The 17,353-nt window shown below is 60.4% G+C and carries 14 protein-coding genes; 9 read left to right on the plus strand and 5 right to left on the minus strand.

The window, feature by feature from the left end; all coding sequences use genetic code 11:
• The first annotated feature begins 226 nt into the window (after window positions 1-226).
• Complete coding sequence (locus CHB87_RS12770) at window positions 227-838, plus strand: response regulator (protein ID WP_089408838.1); 612 nt, start codon at window positions 227-229, stop codon at window positions 836-838.
• 89 nt (window positions 839-927) lie between these two features.
• A complete protein-coding gene (locus CHB87_RS12775; protein ID WP_176441733.1) occupies window positions 928-3,816 on the plus strand; it encodes a sensor histidine kinase in 2,889 nt (962 codons plus the stop codon).
• A 90-nt stretch (window positions 3,817-3,906) separates the two neighbouring features.
• Here the strand turns inward: CHB87_RS12775 and CHB87_RS12780 are convergent, their stop codons facing one another.
• The 3 genes from CHB87_RS12780 to CHB87_RS12790 form a co-directional block, all read right to left on the minus strand.
• Window positions 3,907-4,308 (minus strand): (R)-mandelonitrile lyase, encoded by a 402-nt coding sequence (locus CHB87_RS12780; RefSeq protein WP_089408840.1) that lies wholly within the window; start codon window positions 4,306-4,308, stop codon window positions 3,907-3,909.
• A gap of 66 nt (window positions 4,309-4,374) precedes the next feature.
• Window positions 4,375-5,280: a carboxymuconolactone decarboxylase family protein gene (locus CHB87_RS12785; protein WP_245817971.1), complete on the minus strand. Its 906-nt coding sequence runs from the start codon at window positions 5,278-5,280 to the stop codon at window positions 4,375-4,377.
• Complete coding sequence (locus tag CHB87_RS12790; protein WP_089408842.1) at window positions 5,211-5,978, minus strand: SDR family oxidoreductase; 768 nt, start codon at window positions 5,976-5,978, stop codon at window positions 5,211-5,213. The genes CHB87_RS12785 and CHB87_RS12790 overlap by 70 nt, the downstream gene beginning before the upstream one ends.
• A gap of 136 nt (window positions 5,979-6,114) precedes the next feature.
• On the opposite strand from CHB87_RS12790, the gene CHB87_RS12795 reads away from it, so the two are divergent.
• From CHB87_RS12795 to CHB87_RS12810, 4 genes are all read left to right on the plus strand, one after another.
• Window positions 6,115-7,002: a LysR family transcriptional regulator gene (locus CHB87_RS12795; RefSeq protein WP_089408843.1), complete on the plus strand. Its 888-nt coding sequence runs from the start codon at window positions 6,115-6,117 to the stop codon at window positions 7,000-7,002.
• Between the two features lie 126 nt (window positions 7,003-7,128).
• Window positions 7,129-7,956: a (2Fe-2S)-binding protein gene (locus tag CHB87_RS22755; protein WP_089408844.1), complete on the plus strand. Its 828-nt coding sequence runs from the start codon at window positions 7,129-7,131 to the stop codon at window positions 7,954-7,956.
• Window positions 7,953-8,972, plus strand: a complete 1,020-nt coding sequence (locus tag CHB87_RS12805; protein WP_089408845.1) for an FAD binding domain-containing protein — start codon at window positions 7,953-7,955, stop codon at window positions 8,970-8,972. Before CHB87_RS22755 ends, CHB87_RS12805 begins: the two co-directional genes overlap by 4 nt.
• Window positions 8,972-11,221, plus strand: a complete 2,250-nt coding sequence (locus CHB87_RS12810; RefSeq protein WP_089408846.1) for a xanthine dehydrogenase family protein molybdopterin-binding subunit — start codon at window positions 8,972-8,974, stop codon at window positions 11,219-11,221. Before CHB87_RS12805 ends, CHB87_RS12810 begins: the two co-directional genes overlap by 1 nt.
• A gap of 26 nt (window positions 11,222-11,247) precedes the next feature.
• On the opposite strand, the gene CHB87_RS12815 is transcribed toward CHB87_RS12810, so the two are convergent.
• Window positions 11,248-11,952 carry a protein-methionine-sulfoxide reductase heme-binding subunit MsrQ gene (locus CHB87_RS12815; protein ID WP_089408847.1) on the minus strand — a complete coding sequence of 235 codons (705 nt, stop codon included), beginning with the start codon at window positions 11,950-11,952 and terminating at the stop codon, window positions 11,248-11,250.
• Between the two features lie 19 nt (window positions 11,953-11,971).
• Window positions 11,972-12,937, minus strand: a complete 966-nt coding sequence (msrP, locus tag CHB87_RS12820; RefSeq protein WP_089408848.1) for a protein-methionine-sulfoxide reductase catalytic subunit MsrP — start codon at window positions 12,935-12,937, stop codon at window positions 11,972-11,974.
• Window positions 12,938-13,195: 258 nt separating this feature from the next.
• Between msrP and CHB87_RS12825 the strand changes: the two genes are divergently transcribed.
• The 3 genes from CHB87_RS12825 to CHB87_RS12835 are packed head-to-tail and all read left to right on the plus strand — an operon-like array spanning window position 13,196 to window position 17,113.
• Window positions 13,196-13,831, plus strand: a complete 636-nt coding sequence (locus CHB87_RS12825; RefSeq protein ID WP_089408849.1) for a (2Fe-2S)-binding protein — start codon at window positions 13,196-13,198, stop codon at window positions 13,829-13,831.
• 16 nt (window positions 13,832-13,847) lie between these two features.
• The gene (locus CHB87_RS12830) at window positions 13,848-14,852 is read left to right on the plus strand and encodes an FAD binding domain-containing protein (protein ID WP_089408850.1); all 1,005 of its coding nucleotides are present in this window, start codon (window positions 13,848-13,850) and stop codon (window positions 14,850-14,852) included.
• Between the two features lie 11 nt (window positions 14,853-14,863).
• Window positions 14,864-17,113 carry a xanthine dehydrogenase family protein molybdopterin-binding subunit gene (locus CHB87_RS12835; protein WP_089408851.1) on the plus strand — a complete coding sequence of 750 codons (2,250 nt, stop codon included), beginning with the start codon at window positions 14,864-14,866 and terminating at the stop codon, window positions 17,111-17,113.
• Window positions 17,114-17,353 lie beyond the last annotated feature (240 nt).

Here is a 17,353-nt window from a genome sequence, read left to right on the forward strand (position 1 = left end):
TCGACTCGCCGGGCAGGAGTTTCAGCGCACGAAGAAGGTGTTGTCAATTGCGGGCTAAGATTAGCGACCGCTCACAGCCCTTCACAACCGACCAAAGTATAGGTCTCTGGAAATAGGCACTTGCGGAGTTCGCATGAGAGAGGGCAGAATCACTTCACGCCGTCGGCCCTGTGTTTCGCGTCGGCAAGCGTAGAAGCCGTCTTCTCGAAGAGACGCCCGGGAACGCATGACCAATGTTCTAATCGTCGACGATCACCCCATCACCCGCACCGGCCTGGGCGCGATCCTGCAGACACAATCTTCCTACCACGTCTGCGGAGAAGGTGGAACGGTTCAGGAGGCTCTGGCCCTGTTCGACCGGCTTCGCCCCGACATCACGCTGCTCGATCTAAAGCTGCCGGACGGGCACGGAGTCGACGCGATCCGGAAGATCAGACAGCTTGATCCGAGCGCAAAGATACTGGTCATTACCACCTACGAGGGCGATGAAGATATCCACCAGGCGCTGCGCGAGGGAGCGCGGGGATACCTGGTCAAGGGAGCCTCGCACGAGACGATCTTTCGCGCTCTGCGCAGGGTTGAGGAAGGCGCCATCTTTCTGCCGCAGCCGGTAAACAGCACCCTGAGAAATCGCAGCTCGGAGAATCTCACACCGCGCGAAAGGCAGGTTCTCTCTCTCATCGTCGCGGGAAAAAGCAATCGCGAGATTGGCGACTTACTCAACATTAAAGAGGTCAGCGTCAAGGCGCATGTGACTCTGATTCTGTCGCGCCTGCAGGTAACCGACCGGACACAGGCCGCCGTCGCAGCGATCAAACGGGGCCTCGTACACCTGTAGCAGCGCGCGTCTACTTCGCAATCATGAAAGCTCGGACCAACTCCAACTCGACGGGTTGCAGCGTCGCACGAGGGCCTGCCAGACAGCTGATGCTGGCGCTCGTGCTCATGTTCCCCTGCCTCTGCCTGGGACAGGGCGAGTCCTTCAGCATCAGCACCTGGGGAACGCACGACGGCCTGCCCGAGATGTCCGTGCAGGGCCTCGCCATCGAACCGCGAGGAGGCCTCTACGTCGGGACATCGGGCGGCCTTTGCCTCTTCGACGGGACCTATTGCAAACCTCTTCAGAACCGCGAGATGAGCAAGTTTCCCGCAAGCAATCTCACCGCTCTCTTCCGTGCGCGGGATCAGTCCGTCTGGGTCGGCACCGTTGGAGGTGGGCTCCTTCATATCACCTCGGACCGCGTTGAGGTCTTCGATCGTCGAAGCGGCCTGGAAGACCCCTATGTCAGGGCCATCTTTGAAGACTCCAGAGGACATCTCTGGGTCGGCACGGAGGATGGGCTCTTTCGCCGCTCCGGCGCCGCCTTTCAAAAGATCGAGCTGCCCCAGGACCTGGGACGTCAGGAGGTCTATGCGCTCGCCGAAGACGCGCAAAAGAGATTAGTCGTCGGCGGCAACGAACTCGTCTATCTCGACGAGTCGGAGAGTGCAACGCCTGTCTCGACCGAAGCGCGTGTGCCCTTTCCCCTTCGCAGCCTGCTCTCCACGAAGGATGGCCGCCTCTTACTCGGAACGCTCGGCGGATTGTTTGAACGCTCCGGCGAAACCTTCAACAGGCTCCCCATCCCGCATGGCGACGTCGAAGCGCTTTGCGAATCCGCGGACGGCGCGATCTGGGCCGGCACCATCGCGAACGGCCTTTGGCGTTTGCAGCGAGGCAAGGCCTTGCAGGTTCTCATCGGCGACGACCAACCCGGACACTCCATCCTCGCCATGTCGGCCGACGCCAATGGGAGACTTTGGATCGGCACCGAAAGCGGCCTCAGCAGAATTGAACCGACGGATGTACACGTCATTCCATCCCCGGTCGCATCGGTCGATCGCGAGACGCTCAGCATCTCTCCAAGAGGAACTGTCTTACTCGTAAATAGCCAGGTATACCGGCTCGACTCCGCGATGCCGAAGGTCGTGCCTCTTCCATTGCCGGGAAATCCAAAAATACTCAACTTACTTTATGCCAGCGACCGATCCGTATGGGTCGGAACAGCCGGCAATGGAGTGTTTCGGTTGGATAGCGAAGGCCACACGACGCAATATGCCTCATGGGCTCGGCTCAAGATCGCCGGGAACTTCCCCAGAGGAATCGCAGAGGGAGTGAACGGCGACATATGGGTCGCCAGCGGCTTTGGACTGAACCGGATTACGGCGGCGGGCATCAACCAGTTCGACTCGCTGAATGGCCTTCCCAATCGCAACGTCCGCACGCTGCATCGCGATCGTAACGGCTGCATGTGGGTCGGTACGGATGGCGGTCCCGCGGTCTACTGCGGTGGACACTTCGTAGAAAATCGAGCGACTCAGTCGCTGCGCGGCGAAGAGATATGGGCGATGACGGAGGATGCCAACGGAACCATGTGGCTGGGAACGCGTAACCACGGTATCTACGCTTATCGCGAGCCGGAGTTACACCATTTTTCTATCTCGGATGGATTGCTGAGTAACTTCACCTGCGGTCTGGTCGCAGACAGAAATGGAACGCTCTGGATCTCCAGCCCAGAGGGACTTTCGTCGATCTCCATCGATCAGTCGCTGAGTGAGTCGAAGAATACCGATCTCGTCTTTGCACGTCCGCACCCGCTTCCACGCGGCGCCGAAAATCTGAAATTCAATGCGGGCCGCTTTCCGAACGCTGTGGTCGACGATCGCGGCATCGTCTGGTTCGCAACGTCCAGCGGACCGGTCTACGTCGATCCATCCCAACCCACGCTGACGCACGCATGGGATGGACCGGTTCCAGTCATCACCTCGGTCCTTGCCGACGAAGCGTATCTGCAACGCGTCTCTTCCGTAAGAGTTCCTCCGCGCTCCAAGCTCCTGACCTTCACCTTTGGCGCGACCTATCTTGGATCGGAGCAGGATATGTTGCTCGCCTATCGGCTGCGCGGGGCGGACGATAAGTGGGCGTCATCCGCCGGCGCCCACCAGGTCGAGTACAGGGCGCTGCCTCCGGGAACATACACCTTCGAACTGAGAGCTTATAGCCGCGCGCAACCCGACACATGGAAAGACGCCCATGTCTCCTTCGTCGTGCCAGTCGTCTGGTATCGCAGCATCTGGTTCTACCTCTTGATTCTGCCATGCGTAGCTGCCGCTTCCTTACTGCTGTACATGCTTCATCTTCAGCAGATCAAAGGTCGTTTCAAGCTGATCCTGGAAGAACGGACGAGGCTCGCGCGCGAGATGCATGACACCCTGATTCAGGGTTGCAACGGAGTCGCGATGCTGCTCGAAGCAGAGGCCAGCAGCCGCGGCCTGCCCGGAAGCAGCTACCTGGATATCGCGCGGGAGCAACTCCAGGCGACGGTCGCGGATGCTCGCGAAGCTGTATGGAACCTGCGCCAGACGGAGTTGGAGTCGGATCTTATCATCGCCGCGCTCAAGAACATCTCCACCCAGGCGTCCGAATCGTTTGGCATTCCGGTCACCGTGCATCATGCCGCAAAGCTACCCAAACTTCCAGCAGATGCGGCCCATGAGATCCTCATGATCGTTCGCGAGGCCGTCACCAATGCCGGTAGTCACGGACATCCGCGCGCCATACGGATCGATGCACAACACAGCGAGGATTACCTCTCCTTCAGGGTATGCGACGATGGCGTCGGCTTTGGCGTCGATGCAGCTTCAGCCATGGGGGACGATCACTATGGCATCCTCGGAATGCATGAGCGAGCTGCGATGATCGGCGCCAACCTCGAGATCACCAGCACCCCCGGGGCCGGCGCCTGCATCCTTCTCACACTCAAGATGAAATCCTGACACGGACATCTGGCAACGCCGGCGCGAAGGCTCGGAGGAACGTCTGGGATCCCTCCTCGCGACGCGGCTTCGCATCATCGGCCTGTCTTGTTATCGCGGCTTTGCGTACTCTTCGTCGGTGACCGGCTCAAGCCAATCCACGGCCTTACCATCCAGCACCTCCGTGATCGCGATGTGAGACATGCCTGTCTGTGCCGAGGCGCCGTGCCAGTGCTTCTCGCCGACTTCAAAGAAGACGACATCCCCTGGCTTGACCTCCTCAATCGGTTCGCCCTCGCGCTGGACCAGGCCTACGCCCTGGACGATAACGATCGTTTGCCCCGAGGGGTGCGTGTGCCAGCGCGTGCGCGCTCCCGGCTCGAAGGTGACCATGCCTCCGTTCGAATGCCGACCACCATCCGGTGGAAAAAGTGAATCGACGCGGACGTTGCCGGTGAACCAATCAGCCGGTCCGGCCATGGAAGGGGTAGCGCCAACTCGTGTGATCTTCATACTTTTCCTTTCCGTTCCTGTTTATGTGTAAGACGATTTCTCTGGCCTTGCGTGATATTGCAGAACTTACTTTTGCCGCTTTTCAAAAACATCTTTTGCAACCGGCAGAGCGGACATGGCGCACGGCCAGCCGGCATAAAATGCGATGTGCGTCAGAACTTCGGCAGCCTGTTCCTGTGTAAGACCGTTGTCCATCGCGCGATTCAGGTGAAACGGCATCTGCGCGGTCTGTCCATTGGCGATCAACGCGCTCACGGTAACAAGGCTTCGGTCGCGTGGAGCAAGCGCGGGACGCAGCCAAAGATCGAGGAACAGCAGCTCCGTCGTGTTCCGCACAAGTCCCGGCGAGACGGCGCCAAAGTTTCCGGCAACCTGTGTGGCCCGTTGTCTCTCGGCTGCTTCGTCGAGTGGAAGGGGCTTATCCTTCACCGGGGGAAGCTGATCGATTGCGATGTTTCGCCGCTGGAAGACGTCCTTCGCAGCAGCGACGGCGGCCATCGCGTTGCCCCAGCCGGCGTAAAAGGCAAGGTGCGCGATGATCTCGGAGAGCTCCGCCGGCTTCACGCCGTTGTCGAGCGCCAGGGCAAAGTGCATCGGCATCTCATACGTCTGAAGCCGAGCGATGATGGCGGCAATCGTGACGACGCTGCGATCGCGCGGAGAAAGCTCTGGACGCTTCCAAAGACCGCCCAGCAACGACTCCCGTGAATAGTGCTCCAGCACCGGAGAAACGGAACGGACAACGTCATAGGTTATAGAACCCGCGGGCGGAATCATCTTTTCCAAATCGGACACGTTCATCTCCCTGGCAAGAGCAAGGCCTTCTCCCCACGCCGAAGCAAGGAGGAGAGCCATACTTGTTTTCATCAGTTCTCGACGTCTCATCGCACGCGCCTTTCGGCTCAGCGCATCACAAAGCCGCCATCGACCGAGATCGACTGGCCGGTGATGTAGCTTGCAAGATCGCTGCAAAGAAAGAGCACCGTGTTGGCGACCTCCTCGGGGCGGCCCTCGCGCTGCATCGGCACAAATTGCTCGCACATCGTCTTCAACGCTTCCCCCTGTCCCTCGGCCTCCATCCTGTCGCTCATCGGAGTACGGATGAGGCCGGGACAGACATCGTTCACACGGATGCCACGTGTCGCATACTCCAAAGCTGCGCTCTTGGTGAACCCGATAACGCCGTGCTTCGCCGCGTGATAAGTGCCGCGCCGATTGCCGCCCACCAGACCGCCAAGCGAGGAGCAGTTGACGATGGCGCCGCTGCCTTGCTCGCGCATCACCTGCAACTCAAACTTCATGCAGCTCCACACCCCGCGCAGGTTGACCGCCATCACGCGATCGTAGTCGTCGCGAGACACATCCGCAGTCTCAGCCAGCACATTCTGAATGCCGGCATTGTTATAGGCAAAGTCGAGCCGGCCGAACTCCGCCACCGTCTTCTTCACCATCGCTTCCACCTGAGCATCGTCGGAGACATCGCAGGCGATCGCAAGCGTCCTGTATCCCTTGTCCGCGAGTTCCTTCGCCGACGCCTGAACTTCCTTTTCATGCCAATCGGCCAGCGCCACGGCCGCGCCGGCTTCAGCAAAAGCCTTCGCGGTCGCAAACCCAAGGCCCGATGCCGCTCCCGTGACGAGTGCAACCTTATTCTCAAACGAAATCATCATGATGTACCTTCTTTCCGGATCCTTCTCGATCGCTCGATCCTGCACTGACATCCCGTGCCCATACAGTTCGATTAGATACGTGCTTTTATCGAAAGAAGGCATTTCTATTGCAAAGCGTTATGAGTAATATTCATGAATGGCGAGAAACGATTTAGCGGAGCTTGCGGCGTTTGTCACGATCGCGGAGGAACGCAGCTTCACGCGAGCCGCGGTGAAGCTGGGCGTATCTCAATCGTCGTTGAGCCACTCCATGCGGGGTCTGGAGGGCAGACTTGGGGTTCAACTGCTCGCCCGCACAACGCGCAGCGTCTCCGCCACCGCGGCCGGCACAGCGCTGCTTCAGGAGCTCGGTCCAGCCCTGGAGCGGATCGGAGAGGCCGTCGCGGAGACCATGAAGCAGCGTAAACGGCTCGCGGGTCGAATTCGCCTCATCATTCCGCGCACGGCGACGGAGATGGTCCTTCTTCCGAAGCTCGCGAGATTCGCACGCAACTACCCGGAGATCGTCCTCGAGGTGACGTCGTCGAACGATCCCGTCGACCTCATCGCGGGTGAATACGACGCCGGCATCCAACTGGGCGAGTTCATTCAGAGAGACATGATCGCGGTTCCGGTGACGGGGGAGATGCGCCTCGCCGTTGTCGGGTCGCCGGCCTACTTCGAGTCCAATCCGATCCCACGCCAGCCACAGAATCTGAAGGACCACGCCTGCATCGGCTTTCGTTTTAGCAACGAACTCTACCGTTGGGAGTTCGAAAAGGGGCGCAGGACGCTCACGGTGAGTCCCCAGGGGCCTGTATCGTTCGACGACCCGGATTTAGTCATACGGGCAGTACTGGACGGTGTTGGGATCGGCACAGCGATGGAGGAGACCCTGAAGAAGATGATCGCCCAAAAGCGTCTCGTCCAGGTGCTCAGGGACTGGTGTCCGCCGTTTCCCGGATACTTCCTCTACTACCCCAGCAGGCGAAATCAACCGGCCGCGCTCGCCGCGCTGATCCAAACCCTGCGTCTATCGGAATAAACGCCTGGCTCAAAGCCCCTCGCCTCCCGCAGGGAACAGGTCCACAACACGCGCGGCAAAATCGGCATCCAAGTCTTCGGAACGCTCGACTGTACGTCATACACAGCATCCAGAAGAGGTATTTGCATGAGCACGCATATCGACAAGCCCTCGCTGAACGCATCCTCCGAGAACGCGCGGGAGGGGTTGCCCGACAATGTGGGACAAGATGACCACGCGTCGCGAAGCGGAGAACATCTCTGCGCCTCTGCAAGAACAGAGCCGGACGCCGAGCAACTTGAAGAGTTCAAAGAACTCGAACGTCACGGGCTCTTGTCTGAGTTGAGCCGTCGTCGATTCGTGCAGGCTTCCTCGGCGCTCGCCGCCTCGCTCGCATTCGGAATGCCATCGCCGGTTGAGGCGCAAGAGGCGCCCCATACGCAGACGATTACGCTCCAGGTGAACGGCCAACCTCAAACGCTTTCGCTCGATACGCGCACCTCCCTTCTCGATGCTCTGCGCGAATACATGGACCTGACCGGCGCCAAGAAAGGGTGCGATCACGGTCAGTGCGGCGCGTGCACCGTCCTGATCGATGGGCATCGCGTGAACAGTTGTCTCACGCTGGCCTTCGCAGCCGAGGGTGCTCGAATCACAACGATCGAGGGCCTCGCCAGGACACCGGATCCAAAGGCGATCGAAGATCTAAGCGCCGTACAGGCCGCGTTCCTCGTCCATGACGGGTATCAGTGCGGCTATTGCACACCCGGCCAGATCATCTCGGCAACCGCTGCCATCGACGAGCAGCGCAAGGGCGATCTATCGATCGTCAGTTGGCACAATGGACAGAGCGACCGTCCCGAACTGACCGACGATGAGATTCGCGAGCGCATGAGCGGCAACATCTGTCGTTGCGGCGCATACCCCAACATCGTTGCCGCTGTGCGCGCAGCATCGAAAGGAGCCTCCGCATGAAGAGCTTCGCATATAGCCGGGCCAGCTCGAACTCCGAGGCGCTCCAGGCCGTCCGGACGCGCGGCGCCAGCTTTCTCGCTGGCGGAACGAATCTCATCGACCTCATGAAGTATCGGGTCGAGCAGCCCGCCGCGCTCGTCGATATCAACCATCTTGCCCTCGCTGAGATCAAGCGCACCGAAGACGGTGGTCTATCGATCGGCGCGATGGCGCGCAACAGCGACCTGGCCAATCATCCTCTCGTTCGAGCGAATTACCCCTTGCTGTCTCAAGCGTTGCTGAGTGGCGCTTCTCCGCAGTTACGCAATATGGCCAGTACGGGCGGCAACCTGATGCAGCGTACGCGCTGTTATTACTTCACGGATGTCTCCTTCTCCGCCTGCAACAAGCGCAATCCGGGCTCTGGATGCGCTGCGCTCGAGGGCTACAACCGGATTCACGCAATCCTGGGGCAAACCGACAAGGGTGCGGCAAACGGTGAAACCTGCATCGCGGTTCATCCTTCCGATATGTGCGTTGCCATGGCGGCTCTGCAGGCAAAGGTGGGAGTGGAAGGGCGCGGCGGAAAGCGCACGATTCCCTTCGCGGAGTTCCACCGGCTTCCGGGCAGCGATCCGAGCCGCGACACGACGCTGCGTGAAGGCGAGTTGATCACCTCGGTGACTCTTCCCCCTGCCCGTTTTGCGAAGAACGCTTTCTACCTGAAGGCTCGCGACCGCAACAGCTACGCCTTCGCCCTGATCTCGGTCGCCGCTGGACTCGACTTGGATGGTTCGACGATTCGCTCGGCCGGTCTGGCAGTGGGCGGCGTCGCTCACAAGCCGTGGCGCGTCGCGGAGGCGGAACAGTCGCTCGCCGGCAAGAGCGCGACTGCCGAGAACTTCGCTCACGCCGCGGACCTCCTGCTCCACGGCGCGCATGGCTACGAACATAATCGCTTCAAGATTGAGCTTGCGAAACAAAGCGTGGTTCGCGCTCTCACCGTTGCCGCGCACGGCACCTCGGAGGTCGCATAATGTCACTCGCCCAGGATCAGGAACAGAAGCCGGATACCGTGAAGCAGCTCGATCACCGCTATGAAGGGATCGCCAAGGTCACTGGTAAGGCGCGTTATGCCGCGGAGTTCTCCGACCCTTTCTCGAAGGCGGATCTGGTCTATGCGTTTCTTGTGCAGTCCACGATTCCGAGCGGCAGCGTGAAGTCCATCGACGCCACCGTGGCGACCCGCGCGCCGGGAGTCATCTCGGTGATCACCCCGTTCAACGCGCCGAAGCTCGCGCAGGGTCCACCTCAACCACCTGCTCGGCGCAACCTTTCGTTGTTGCAGGATGCCAGCATCTCCTACAACGGTCAGCCCATCGCAGTCGTCGTCGCGAAGAGCTTGAATGAAGCGAAGGCAGCGGCGGCGATGCTGAAGATCGTCTACACCCCACAGCCGGCCAAGCTGAAGTGGGAGAAGCGCCTCGACGAGGCTCGCTGGCCGAAGAACCCCGGCAAAGAACCCGCCGGCAATCATCGCGGAGACATCCACGCGGCATTCGCCCAGGCCGCCGTCACGATCGACAACACCTACATCACTCCCATCCAGTTTCACAATCCGATGGAGACGCACGCCACGATCGCATGGTGGCAGGGAGACAAGCTGACCGTTTACGACGCGACGCAATATATCTCCGGAGTCAAGATGTCGCTCGCCAAATCTCTCAACATTCCAGTCGACAACGTGAGGGTCATCGATCCTCTGGTCGGCGGAGGATTTGGCTCCAAGGGTTCGATGTGGTCGCATGTTCCGCTCTGCGCGATGGCGGCTAAAGTCGCAAATCGGCCCGTGAAGCTGGTGCTCGATCGGGAGCAGATGTTTGGGCTCGTCGGCGCCCGCCCGTCCACCATCAGTCATATTCGTCTTGCCGCCGCGCAGGACGGAACACTCCTCGGCATCCAGCATGACAACGTGATGAACGTCTCCGTGCTCGAAGACTTCGTCGAACATGCGGAAGGCCCTGCGAAGAGCCTCTACCAGAGCGGCGCGAGCTCGGTGACGGCGAAGGTCGTGGAGGCCAACCTCGGAATCTCAACCTTCATGCGCGCTCCGGGCGAGGCGCCAGGCACTGCCGTACTTGAGATCGCTCTCGATGAACTCGCCGAGAAGTTGAAGATGGACCCCATCGAACTTCGGTTGAAAAACTACGCCGAGACCGACCCCAGCCACGAGGGGAGGCCGTGGTCGAGCAAGCATCTGCGAGAGTGTTATAGCCAGGGCGCGGAGAAGTTCGGGTGGTCCGCGCGGAACACCGTTCCCGGTCAGCGGAGCGATGGCAAATGGCTGGTCGGGCATGGCATGGCGACAGCCACCTATCCGGCCAATCGAAGCGCGGCCCAGGCAATCGTGCGACTGCTACCCGGCGGTCGTATGTTCGTCGCCAGCGGAACGCAGGATCTTGGGACAGGAACCTACACGATCATGGCGCAGCAGGCAGCCGCGGGCCTGGGACTCGATCCAAAGATGGTCGAGGTCAAGCTCGGAGACTCAACGCTGCCGAAGGCCCCGGTCTCAGGCGGTTCGCAGTCGTCGGCTTCCGTGCTGCCGGCCATTCAGGACGCCACGACTCAGCTCAAGCTGAAGCTGATCGACCTGGCGATCAACGATGCGGCATCGCCGCTACACGGTCTGCAGGCAGCGGATTGCGACGTGAAATCCGGTCGTCTGATCTCGAAGTCCCAGCCCGGCAAGTCGGATGGACTTGTGGAGCTGATCGCCCGGAATAAGAACCAGCCTGTCGAGGCGCAGGGTCAAGCGGAGCCAAGCGAGGCGAAGGATTCCATGAGCACACAGTCCTGGGGTGCGGTCTTTGCCGAGGTCGGTGTCGACCGCTACACCGGGATGGTCAAAGTGCGTCGCGTTGTCGGCGTCTACGACGTCGGCGTGCTGTTGAACGAGAAGACCGGCCTGAACCAGCTCATGGGCGGCATGACGTGGGGCATCAGCTTCGCAACCCATGAACACGGGATCGTCGACGCGGCAACCGGCAGAATCGTCAATGGAAATCTCGCCGAATATCATGTGCCGGTCAACGCCGATGTTGGCGTCCTCGACGCCAGCGTGATTGGCATACCCGATCTCAAGTTCAACCCGATCGGTTCTCGCGGCATCGGCGAAATCGGCATCACGGGAACAGCCGCTGCGATCGCCAATGCGATCTACAATGCCACGGGCAAAAGAATCCGCCAATATCCCATCACGCCCGACAAGCTACTCATGAGCTGAGTCTCGATCGTCGGGCGTCATCCACTCTAGATAGCCGTCGATGCGGCTGTGCGCGTCTTCTGGGACCGCTTCATCGCCGCATACACCACACGCGCCAGCAGCAATACCGCGAGGACGGCCGTAACCTTCCACGGAGTGCGGACGCCTGCCTTCACGAGCCACCAGTAATGCACGACGGCAGCGATCCCCGCGAGATAGATCGTGCGGTGCAGCCGCTGCCAGTTCTTGCCGCCCATCGCCCTCAGCACACGCTGGGGCGATGTGGCCGCAAGTGCGAACAGAAGAACCCAGGCGAATAGCCCAACCTGGATGAAGGGGCGTTTCTCCACGTCGTCCAGCATACGCGGCCAGATGAGCTTGAGTTGATTCCACGGCTCTCCCAGATGTCCCGCCTGGAGCCCCGCCCAGGCCGTGGGCAGATCGTATCCGCTAAAGAGAAGCACGTAGATCGCAAGGTGCAGGGTCGCGTAAAAAAAAGCCCACAGACCCAGCATGCGACGCAGGCGGATGAGCCACGCCAACGACGGATTCAGGCGTCTCACTGGCGTGATGGCAAGGTCGACGAGCAATAGCCAGAGAGCCCAGTCGCCAGTAAAGTGCGTGAGGTAGTTCGTCGGGTCGGCCAGGTTTGCCAGCGCGCCATTGCGATACTGCTGCGCGAGGTAAAGCATCGGCAGCAGGCAAAGCAGGTGCAGAACAGCCTTCAGATATGGAATCGCGCGCGTAGGCATCGTCGTCTTCGTTTCCGCGCTAGTAGTTGCGCTTCAGGTCCATGCCGGCATACATCGAGGCGACCTCGTTGGCGTAGCCATTGAACGGAAGCGTCGGCACGGATTTGACGAACAGGCTGTTGCCGGAGGAGTTCAGCAGACGCTCATGCGCCTGCGACCAGCGCGGGTGATCGACCGTCGGGTTGACGTTGGAGTAGAAGCCGTACTCGCCGGGGTTCAGGTCGTTCCAGGTCGTAGGCGGCATCTTGTCGACGAAGCGGATCTTCACGATCGACTTCGCCGACTTGAAACCGTACTTCCAGGGAATGATGACGCGCACCGGCGCGCCCTGTTGATTCGCAAGGGTCTGCCCGTAGCTGCCGAAGGTGAGCAGCGTGAGCGGATTCATCGCCTCATCCATGCGAAGACCCTCGCTGTAAGGCCAACTAATGCCGCTGGGCAGATCTTCCGTCTTGCGGTCGGCGAGCGAGATGAACTGCACGAACTTGGCGCTCGAAAGCGGGTTGACGAACTTGATCAACTCCGCCAGAGGAAAGCCGTCCCACGGAATGACCATCGACCAGGCCTCCACGCAGCGGAAGCGGTAGACGCGCTGCTCGATCGGGCGAAGCGCCATCAACTTCCCTAAATCGAGCGTCTGCGGCGTCTTCACCAGACCTTCGATCTGTACCGACCAGGGCGACGTCTTCAGCTTGTGCGCGTTGCGAGCCGGATCGTCCTTTTGCTCGCCGAACTCATAAAAGTTGTTATAGCTCTTGGCTTTCGACTCCGGTGTCGTGGCGCGGTCGTTCACGGTATAGTTGCTCGTGGCGAATTTGAGCGGCGTCTCGCCCAGCGCGAGTTGCGGCAGGCCCGCGGCGGCCGCGGCAGCTCCAACAGCCCCAAGTCCGGAGAGCATCCTGCGGCGTGTCATCGTGAACGATTCATACACCTCCTGGGGGGTAATCTCGGACGACGGAATCGGCTTCTCGGTACGCAGCAGCATGTTTTTCCTCTCTCCTACGAATTTATACGCGCGGAGACCGCTCTACTTACATTACGCCGCCGATGTCTCTTTGGACGCAAATGGAACGCTGAGGGAGCACTTGCCCCTCCTTTTCCGAAAGACGGCGGATTGGATATCCAGATCGCCTGGGGCTAACATGGCAAAAGGTACGCGTTCGGTGGAAAGACGGGCAATCTCATCTCTCAAACCGGCGTGACATACCGTTGCATCGATCGGAAGAATCCGGGAGGGCGGACCATGGCATTCGACGAGAAAGAAAATAAGCCGAAGACATCTCTGGGTCGGCTGTCCCGCCGGTCTTTTCTATCGCAGGCCGGAGCCATGACGGCGGCAGCGGCGGTCGCTCCACTGGCCTCCTCTCCATCGCCCGCCCAGACTGCGAAGGCTGACGCCACTCCCGCCTTTCCGGGAACGGTCTCGGTCACGCTGCGGGTCAATGGAGAGTCGCACGCGATACAGATCGATCCACGCGCCACGCTGCTCGACACCCTGCGCGAGACGATCCATCTGACCGGAACCAAGAAGGGTTGCGACCATGGACAGTGCGGCGCCTGCACCGTCCATGTAAACGGACGCCGGATCAATAGCTGTCTTGCCTTGGCGGCGATGCAGCAAAACGCCGAGATTACGACGATCGAAGGTCTTGGCGGACCAGGAAAGCTGCACCCCATGCAGGATGCTTTTGTAGAGCACGACGGTTTCCAGTGCGGCTACTGCACCTCGGGTCAGATCATGTCCGCGGTCGCGATGGTCAAAGAACCCTGGGGGAAGACCGATGGAGACGTGCGCGAGGCGATGAGCGGGAATATCTGCCGTTGCGGCGCCTATCCCAATATCGTTGCGGCAGTGCAGGCAGTTCGGCGCATGTCTTAGAGGAGGGCTATCGGCCATGGAACTTTTTCAGCTTGTCACCGCCCAGACGATCTCCGACGCCATTCAGGCACAGGCACGATCGGCCACCGCCCAGAATGGCGCCGACGTCCGCTTCATCGCGGGTGGAACCAATCTTGTCGACTATATGAAGTTGAATGTCGAACGCCCGCGTCAGTTAGTCGACATCAACGGTCTTCCGCTCGACAAAGTAGAAAAAACTGCAGAGGGCGGCCTGAGGATTGGGGCTCTTGCACGGAACGCCGATGTGGCGCAGGACGCGATCGTAAAGGAGTCGTACGCCGTCCTCTCAGAGGCTCTCCTCTCGGGGGCGTCGCCGCAGTTGCGGAATATGGCGACTACCGCCGGCAATCTTCTGCAGAAGACGCGTTGCGTGTACTACCGGGACACAGCATCCGCGTGCAACAAACGTCAGGCGGGTTCAGGTTGTTCCGCGATCGGCGGATACAACCGCATGTTGGCGATTCTTGGCACAAGCGACCACTGCATCGCTACAAATCCTTCCGATCAGAACGTTGCGCTCACGGCCCTCGAAGCGGTCATCCACATCGAAGGCAGGAACGGACAACGGTCCGTACCGATCTCGGAGTTTTATCTTCTTCCGGGCTCCACGCCGGAGCGCGAGACGGTCTTGCAGCCAGGGGATCTGATCACCCACATTACGCTGCCCGCGCCCGTTGCCGGCGCAAAGAGCGCCTATTTGAAGTTGCGCGACCGCGCGTCCTACGAGTTCGCACTCGCCTCCGCGGCGATCGTGATGAAGCAGGATGGAGAACGCATCCGCTATGTGCGCGTGGCCATGGGTGGCGTTGGAACCAGGCCATGGCGGGCCGTGGAAGCGGAAAAGATGCTGCTGGGCAAAGCGGCTACAGCGGAGAACTTCCGCGCGGCCGCTGATGCGGCTCTGCACGGCGCCAGGCCGCAGAGTCAAAACGGATTCAAGGTGGAGCTCGCCAAACGCTGCCTGACACACGCCATGAGACAAGTCAGCCAGATCGCATAGGAGGCAGAAGGATGGATCAGATCAGCGAGTCGAAGATTATCGGGGTTGCAACTCGCCGCGTAGACGGTCCGTTGAAGGTGAGCGGCGCGGCGATGTATGCCTCCGACCATCACTTCCCCGGCCTGCTCTTTGCCTGGCCGGTCTGCGCCACGATTGCGAAGGGCTCCATCTCAAGCCTGGATACGGCCGAAGCCGAAAAGATGACGGGTGTGGTCGCGGTCTACCATCGCACGAACATCGGGCCTTTGTACCGCGTACCACCCGCCTCGGGTTTTTCGCTCATCCTCGACGAGAAACGTCCTCCGCTCGAAGACGACGAGATTCGCTACTACGGTCAGTATGTGGCTGTTGTGGTGGCAAACACCGTCGAGCAAGCGCGCGCCGCCGCCGAAAGCGTCAAAGTCACCTACAACCGGGAGAAGCCCGACGCGGACAGCAAGCTCCGGGGTTCACCGCTCACGACGGAAAAGCCCGAAGAAAAGAGCAAACGCGGCGACACGGCCGCGGCGTTGCGGAGTGCAAAGGTCAAGGTCGATTCGATCTACACAATCCCTGCCGAAACGCACAATCCCATCGAGCTTCATGCTTCCGTCGCCGTCTATGACGGTCAGAAGTTCACCCTCTATGAGACATCGCAGGCTGTCGTGAACCATCGCGACGTGCTCGCGCAGATGCTTGGCGTTCCGCCCGAACAGGTACAGGTCATCACCCGGTTTCTCGGTTCGGGGTTTGGCGGCAAACTCTGGCCCTGGCCGCAGAGCGCTTTGGCCGCTGCATGCGCGCGCAATCTAAGACGTCCCGTCAAGCTCGTCGTGAGCCGGCAGATGATGTTTCAGAGCGTCGGACACCGGCCCGCCATCGAACAACGCATCCAGTTGGCCGCCGATCTCGATGGCCGGTTGACCGCGATCGAGCAGGAGTACGTCAATCACACCTCGATGCTGGACGATTACGACGAAGGGTGCGGCGAGATTACGCCCTTCATCTATAGCACGCCGAACCTGCTCGTCACGGGCGGGCTTGCACGCCGCAACGTTGGCAACCCGACGGCGATGCGTGGCCCGGGAGCCGTGCCCGGATTGTTCGCTCTCGAATCGGCGATGGATGAGCTGGCGGTCAGTCTCAAGATGGATCCTGTCCAACTGAGGCTGAAGAATGAACCTGAGATCGATGAAAGCCTCAAAATCCCTTTCTCGTCCCGGCACATGAAGGAGTGCCTGACGACCGGCGCCGAGAGGTTTGGCTGGGCAAACAGGACCGCGGAAGTGGGCTCCATGAAGCGCGATGGGTTGACCCTGGGATGGGGAGTCGCTGCATGTGCGTGGCTCGCGGCGCGCACCGAAACAGAGGCCAGCGTCGAACTGAAGCAGGACGGTACGGCGCGCGTCGCTTGTGGAACACAGGATATTGGCGGCGGAACGTACACCGTTCTGGCGCAGATCGTGAGTCACGAGACAGGCATTCCAGTCGGTAAAATCGATGTCGTCCTGGGCGACTCCGCCCTTCCCTCAGGCCCCATCTCCGGCGGTTCCTGGGTGACCGCGTCCGTGACGCCCGCCGTTCTGGAAGCAGCGCGGAATGCAGGACAGAGACTCCTGCTGACTGCCGTCAAATCGGAGAACTCTCCTTTCAAAGGCAGGAAACCGGGCGAACTGGAGTTCGTGGGCGGGATGGTGCGATTGAAAGGACAGGCCCAGAGCGCCGTCCCGATGGCGGAGGTTCTTCGCATCGCGAAGATCAATTCCGTGGCGGGAACTGGAAAATCGGCTGGGACGCTCGGCGCGGCCAAGCCTGAGTTCTCGTTTCACTCCTACGGCGCGCAGTTCGCGGAGGTCACCTGGCAACCGGAGATCGCCCGTCTCCGCGTGAATCGCGTGGTGACCGTCATCGATGCGGGGCGCATCATGAATCCTCGACCGGCGCGAAATCAGATTGAAGGCGCAGTGGTAATGGGCATCGGTATGGCCCTGTTCGAAGAGACGATGTACGACCGTCGCTCCGGAGCTCCTGTCAATAACAACCTCGCCGACTACGTGATGGCGGTCAACGCGGATACACCACAGATCGACGTCGCCTTCCTCGACTATCCGGATTACAAGCTGAACGCCCTGGGAGTCCGTGGTGTCGGTGAGATCGGGCTGGCGGGAATCGCGGCGGCGATCACCAGCGCGGTGTATCACGCGACTGGAATCCGTGTTCGCGATCTGCCGGTTCGTATCGAAGATCTTCTTGCGATGCCCAGATCCGACAGCGCCGACTGAAACAAAGATCGCACAGCAATCGATGCGTCGTTCCAGCATCAACCCGACATGGACACCAGGCGGCGAGCAGGCAAGGACGGGAAGGAAGCCATCGCAGACCGAGAACGTTCCAAGGAAGGATCGAACGCGGAAGTTGTGATCGAAAGAAGCTTGTTGTAAGGGGGTATTTGGTGGACCTGATCGGGATCGAACCGATGACCTCTTCCATGCCATGATGTGGGTCGAAGGCTAAGTTATTGA

Origin of the sequence: Granulicella rosea (assembly GCF_900188085.1) — a bacterium.
GTDB classification, from domain to species: domain Bacteria; phylum Acidobacteriota; class Terriglobia; order Terriglobales; family Acidobacteriaceae; genus Edaphobacter; species Edaphobacter rosea.

Coding starts and splice junctions, on each gene's coding strand:
- CHB87_RS12805 (WP_089408845.1), top strand. CDS start 7,953: ATGAAGAGCTTCGCATATAGCCGGGCCAGCTCGAACTCCGAGGCGCTC.
- CHB87_RS12835 (WP_089408851.1), top strand. CDS start 14,864: ATGGATCAGATCAGCGAGTCGAAGATTATCGGGGTTGCAACTCGCCGC.
- CHB87_RS12775 (WP_176441733.1), top strand. CDS start 928: ATGCTGGCGCTCGTGCTCATGTTCCCCTGCCTCTGCCTGGGACAGGGC.
- CHB87_RS12825 (WP_089408849.1), top strand. CDS start 13,196: ATGGCATTCGACGAGAAAGAAAATAAGCCGAAGACATCTCTGGGTCGG.
- CHB87_RS12810 (WP_089408846.1), top strand. CDS start 8,972: ATGTCACTCGCCCAGGATCAGGAACAGAAGCCGGATACCGTGAAGCAG.
- msrP (WP_089408848.1), bottom strand. CDS start 12,937: ATGCTGCTGCGTACCGAGAAGCCGATTCCGTCGTCCGAGATTACCCCC.
- CHB87_RS12815 (WP_089408847.1), bottom strand. CDS start 11,952: ATGCCTACGCGCGCGATTCCATATCTGAAGGCTGTTCTGCACCTGCTT.
- CHB87_RS22755 (WP_089408844.1), top strand. CDS start 7,129: ATGAGCACGCATATCGACAAGCCCTCGCTGAACGCATCCTCCGAGAAC.
- CHB87_RS12795 (WP_089408843.1), top strand. CDS start 6,115: ATGGCGAGAAACGATTTAGCGGAGCTTGCGGCGTTTGTCACGATCGCG.
- CHB87_RS12770 (WP_089408838.1), top strand. CDS start 227: ATGACCAATGTTCTAATCGTCGACGATCACCCCATCACCCGCACCGGC.
- CHB87_RS12780 (WP_089408840.1), bottom strand. CDS start 4,308: ATGAAGATCACACGAGTTGGCGCTACCCCTTCCATGGCCGGACCGGCT.
- CHB87_RS12790 (WP_089408842.1), bottom strand. CDS start 5,978: ATGATGATTTCGTTTGAGAATAAGGTTGCACTCGTCACGGGAGCGGCA.
- CHB87_RS12830 (WP_089408850.1), top strand. CDS start 13,848: ATGGAACTTTTTCAGCTTGTCACCGCCCAGACGATCTCCGACGCCATT.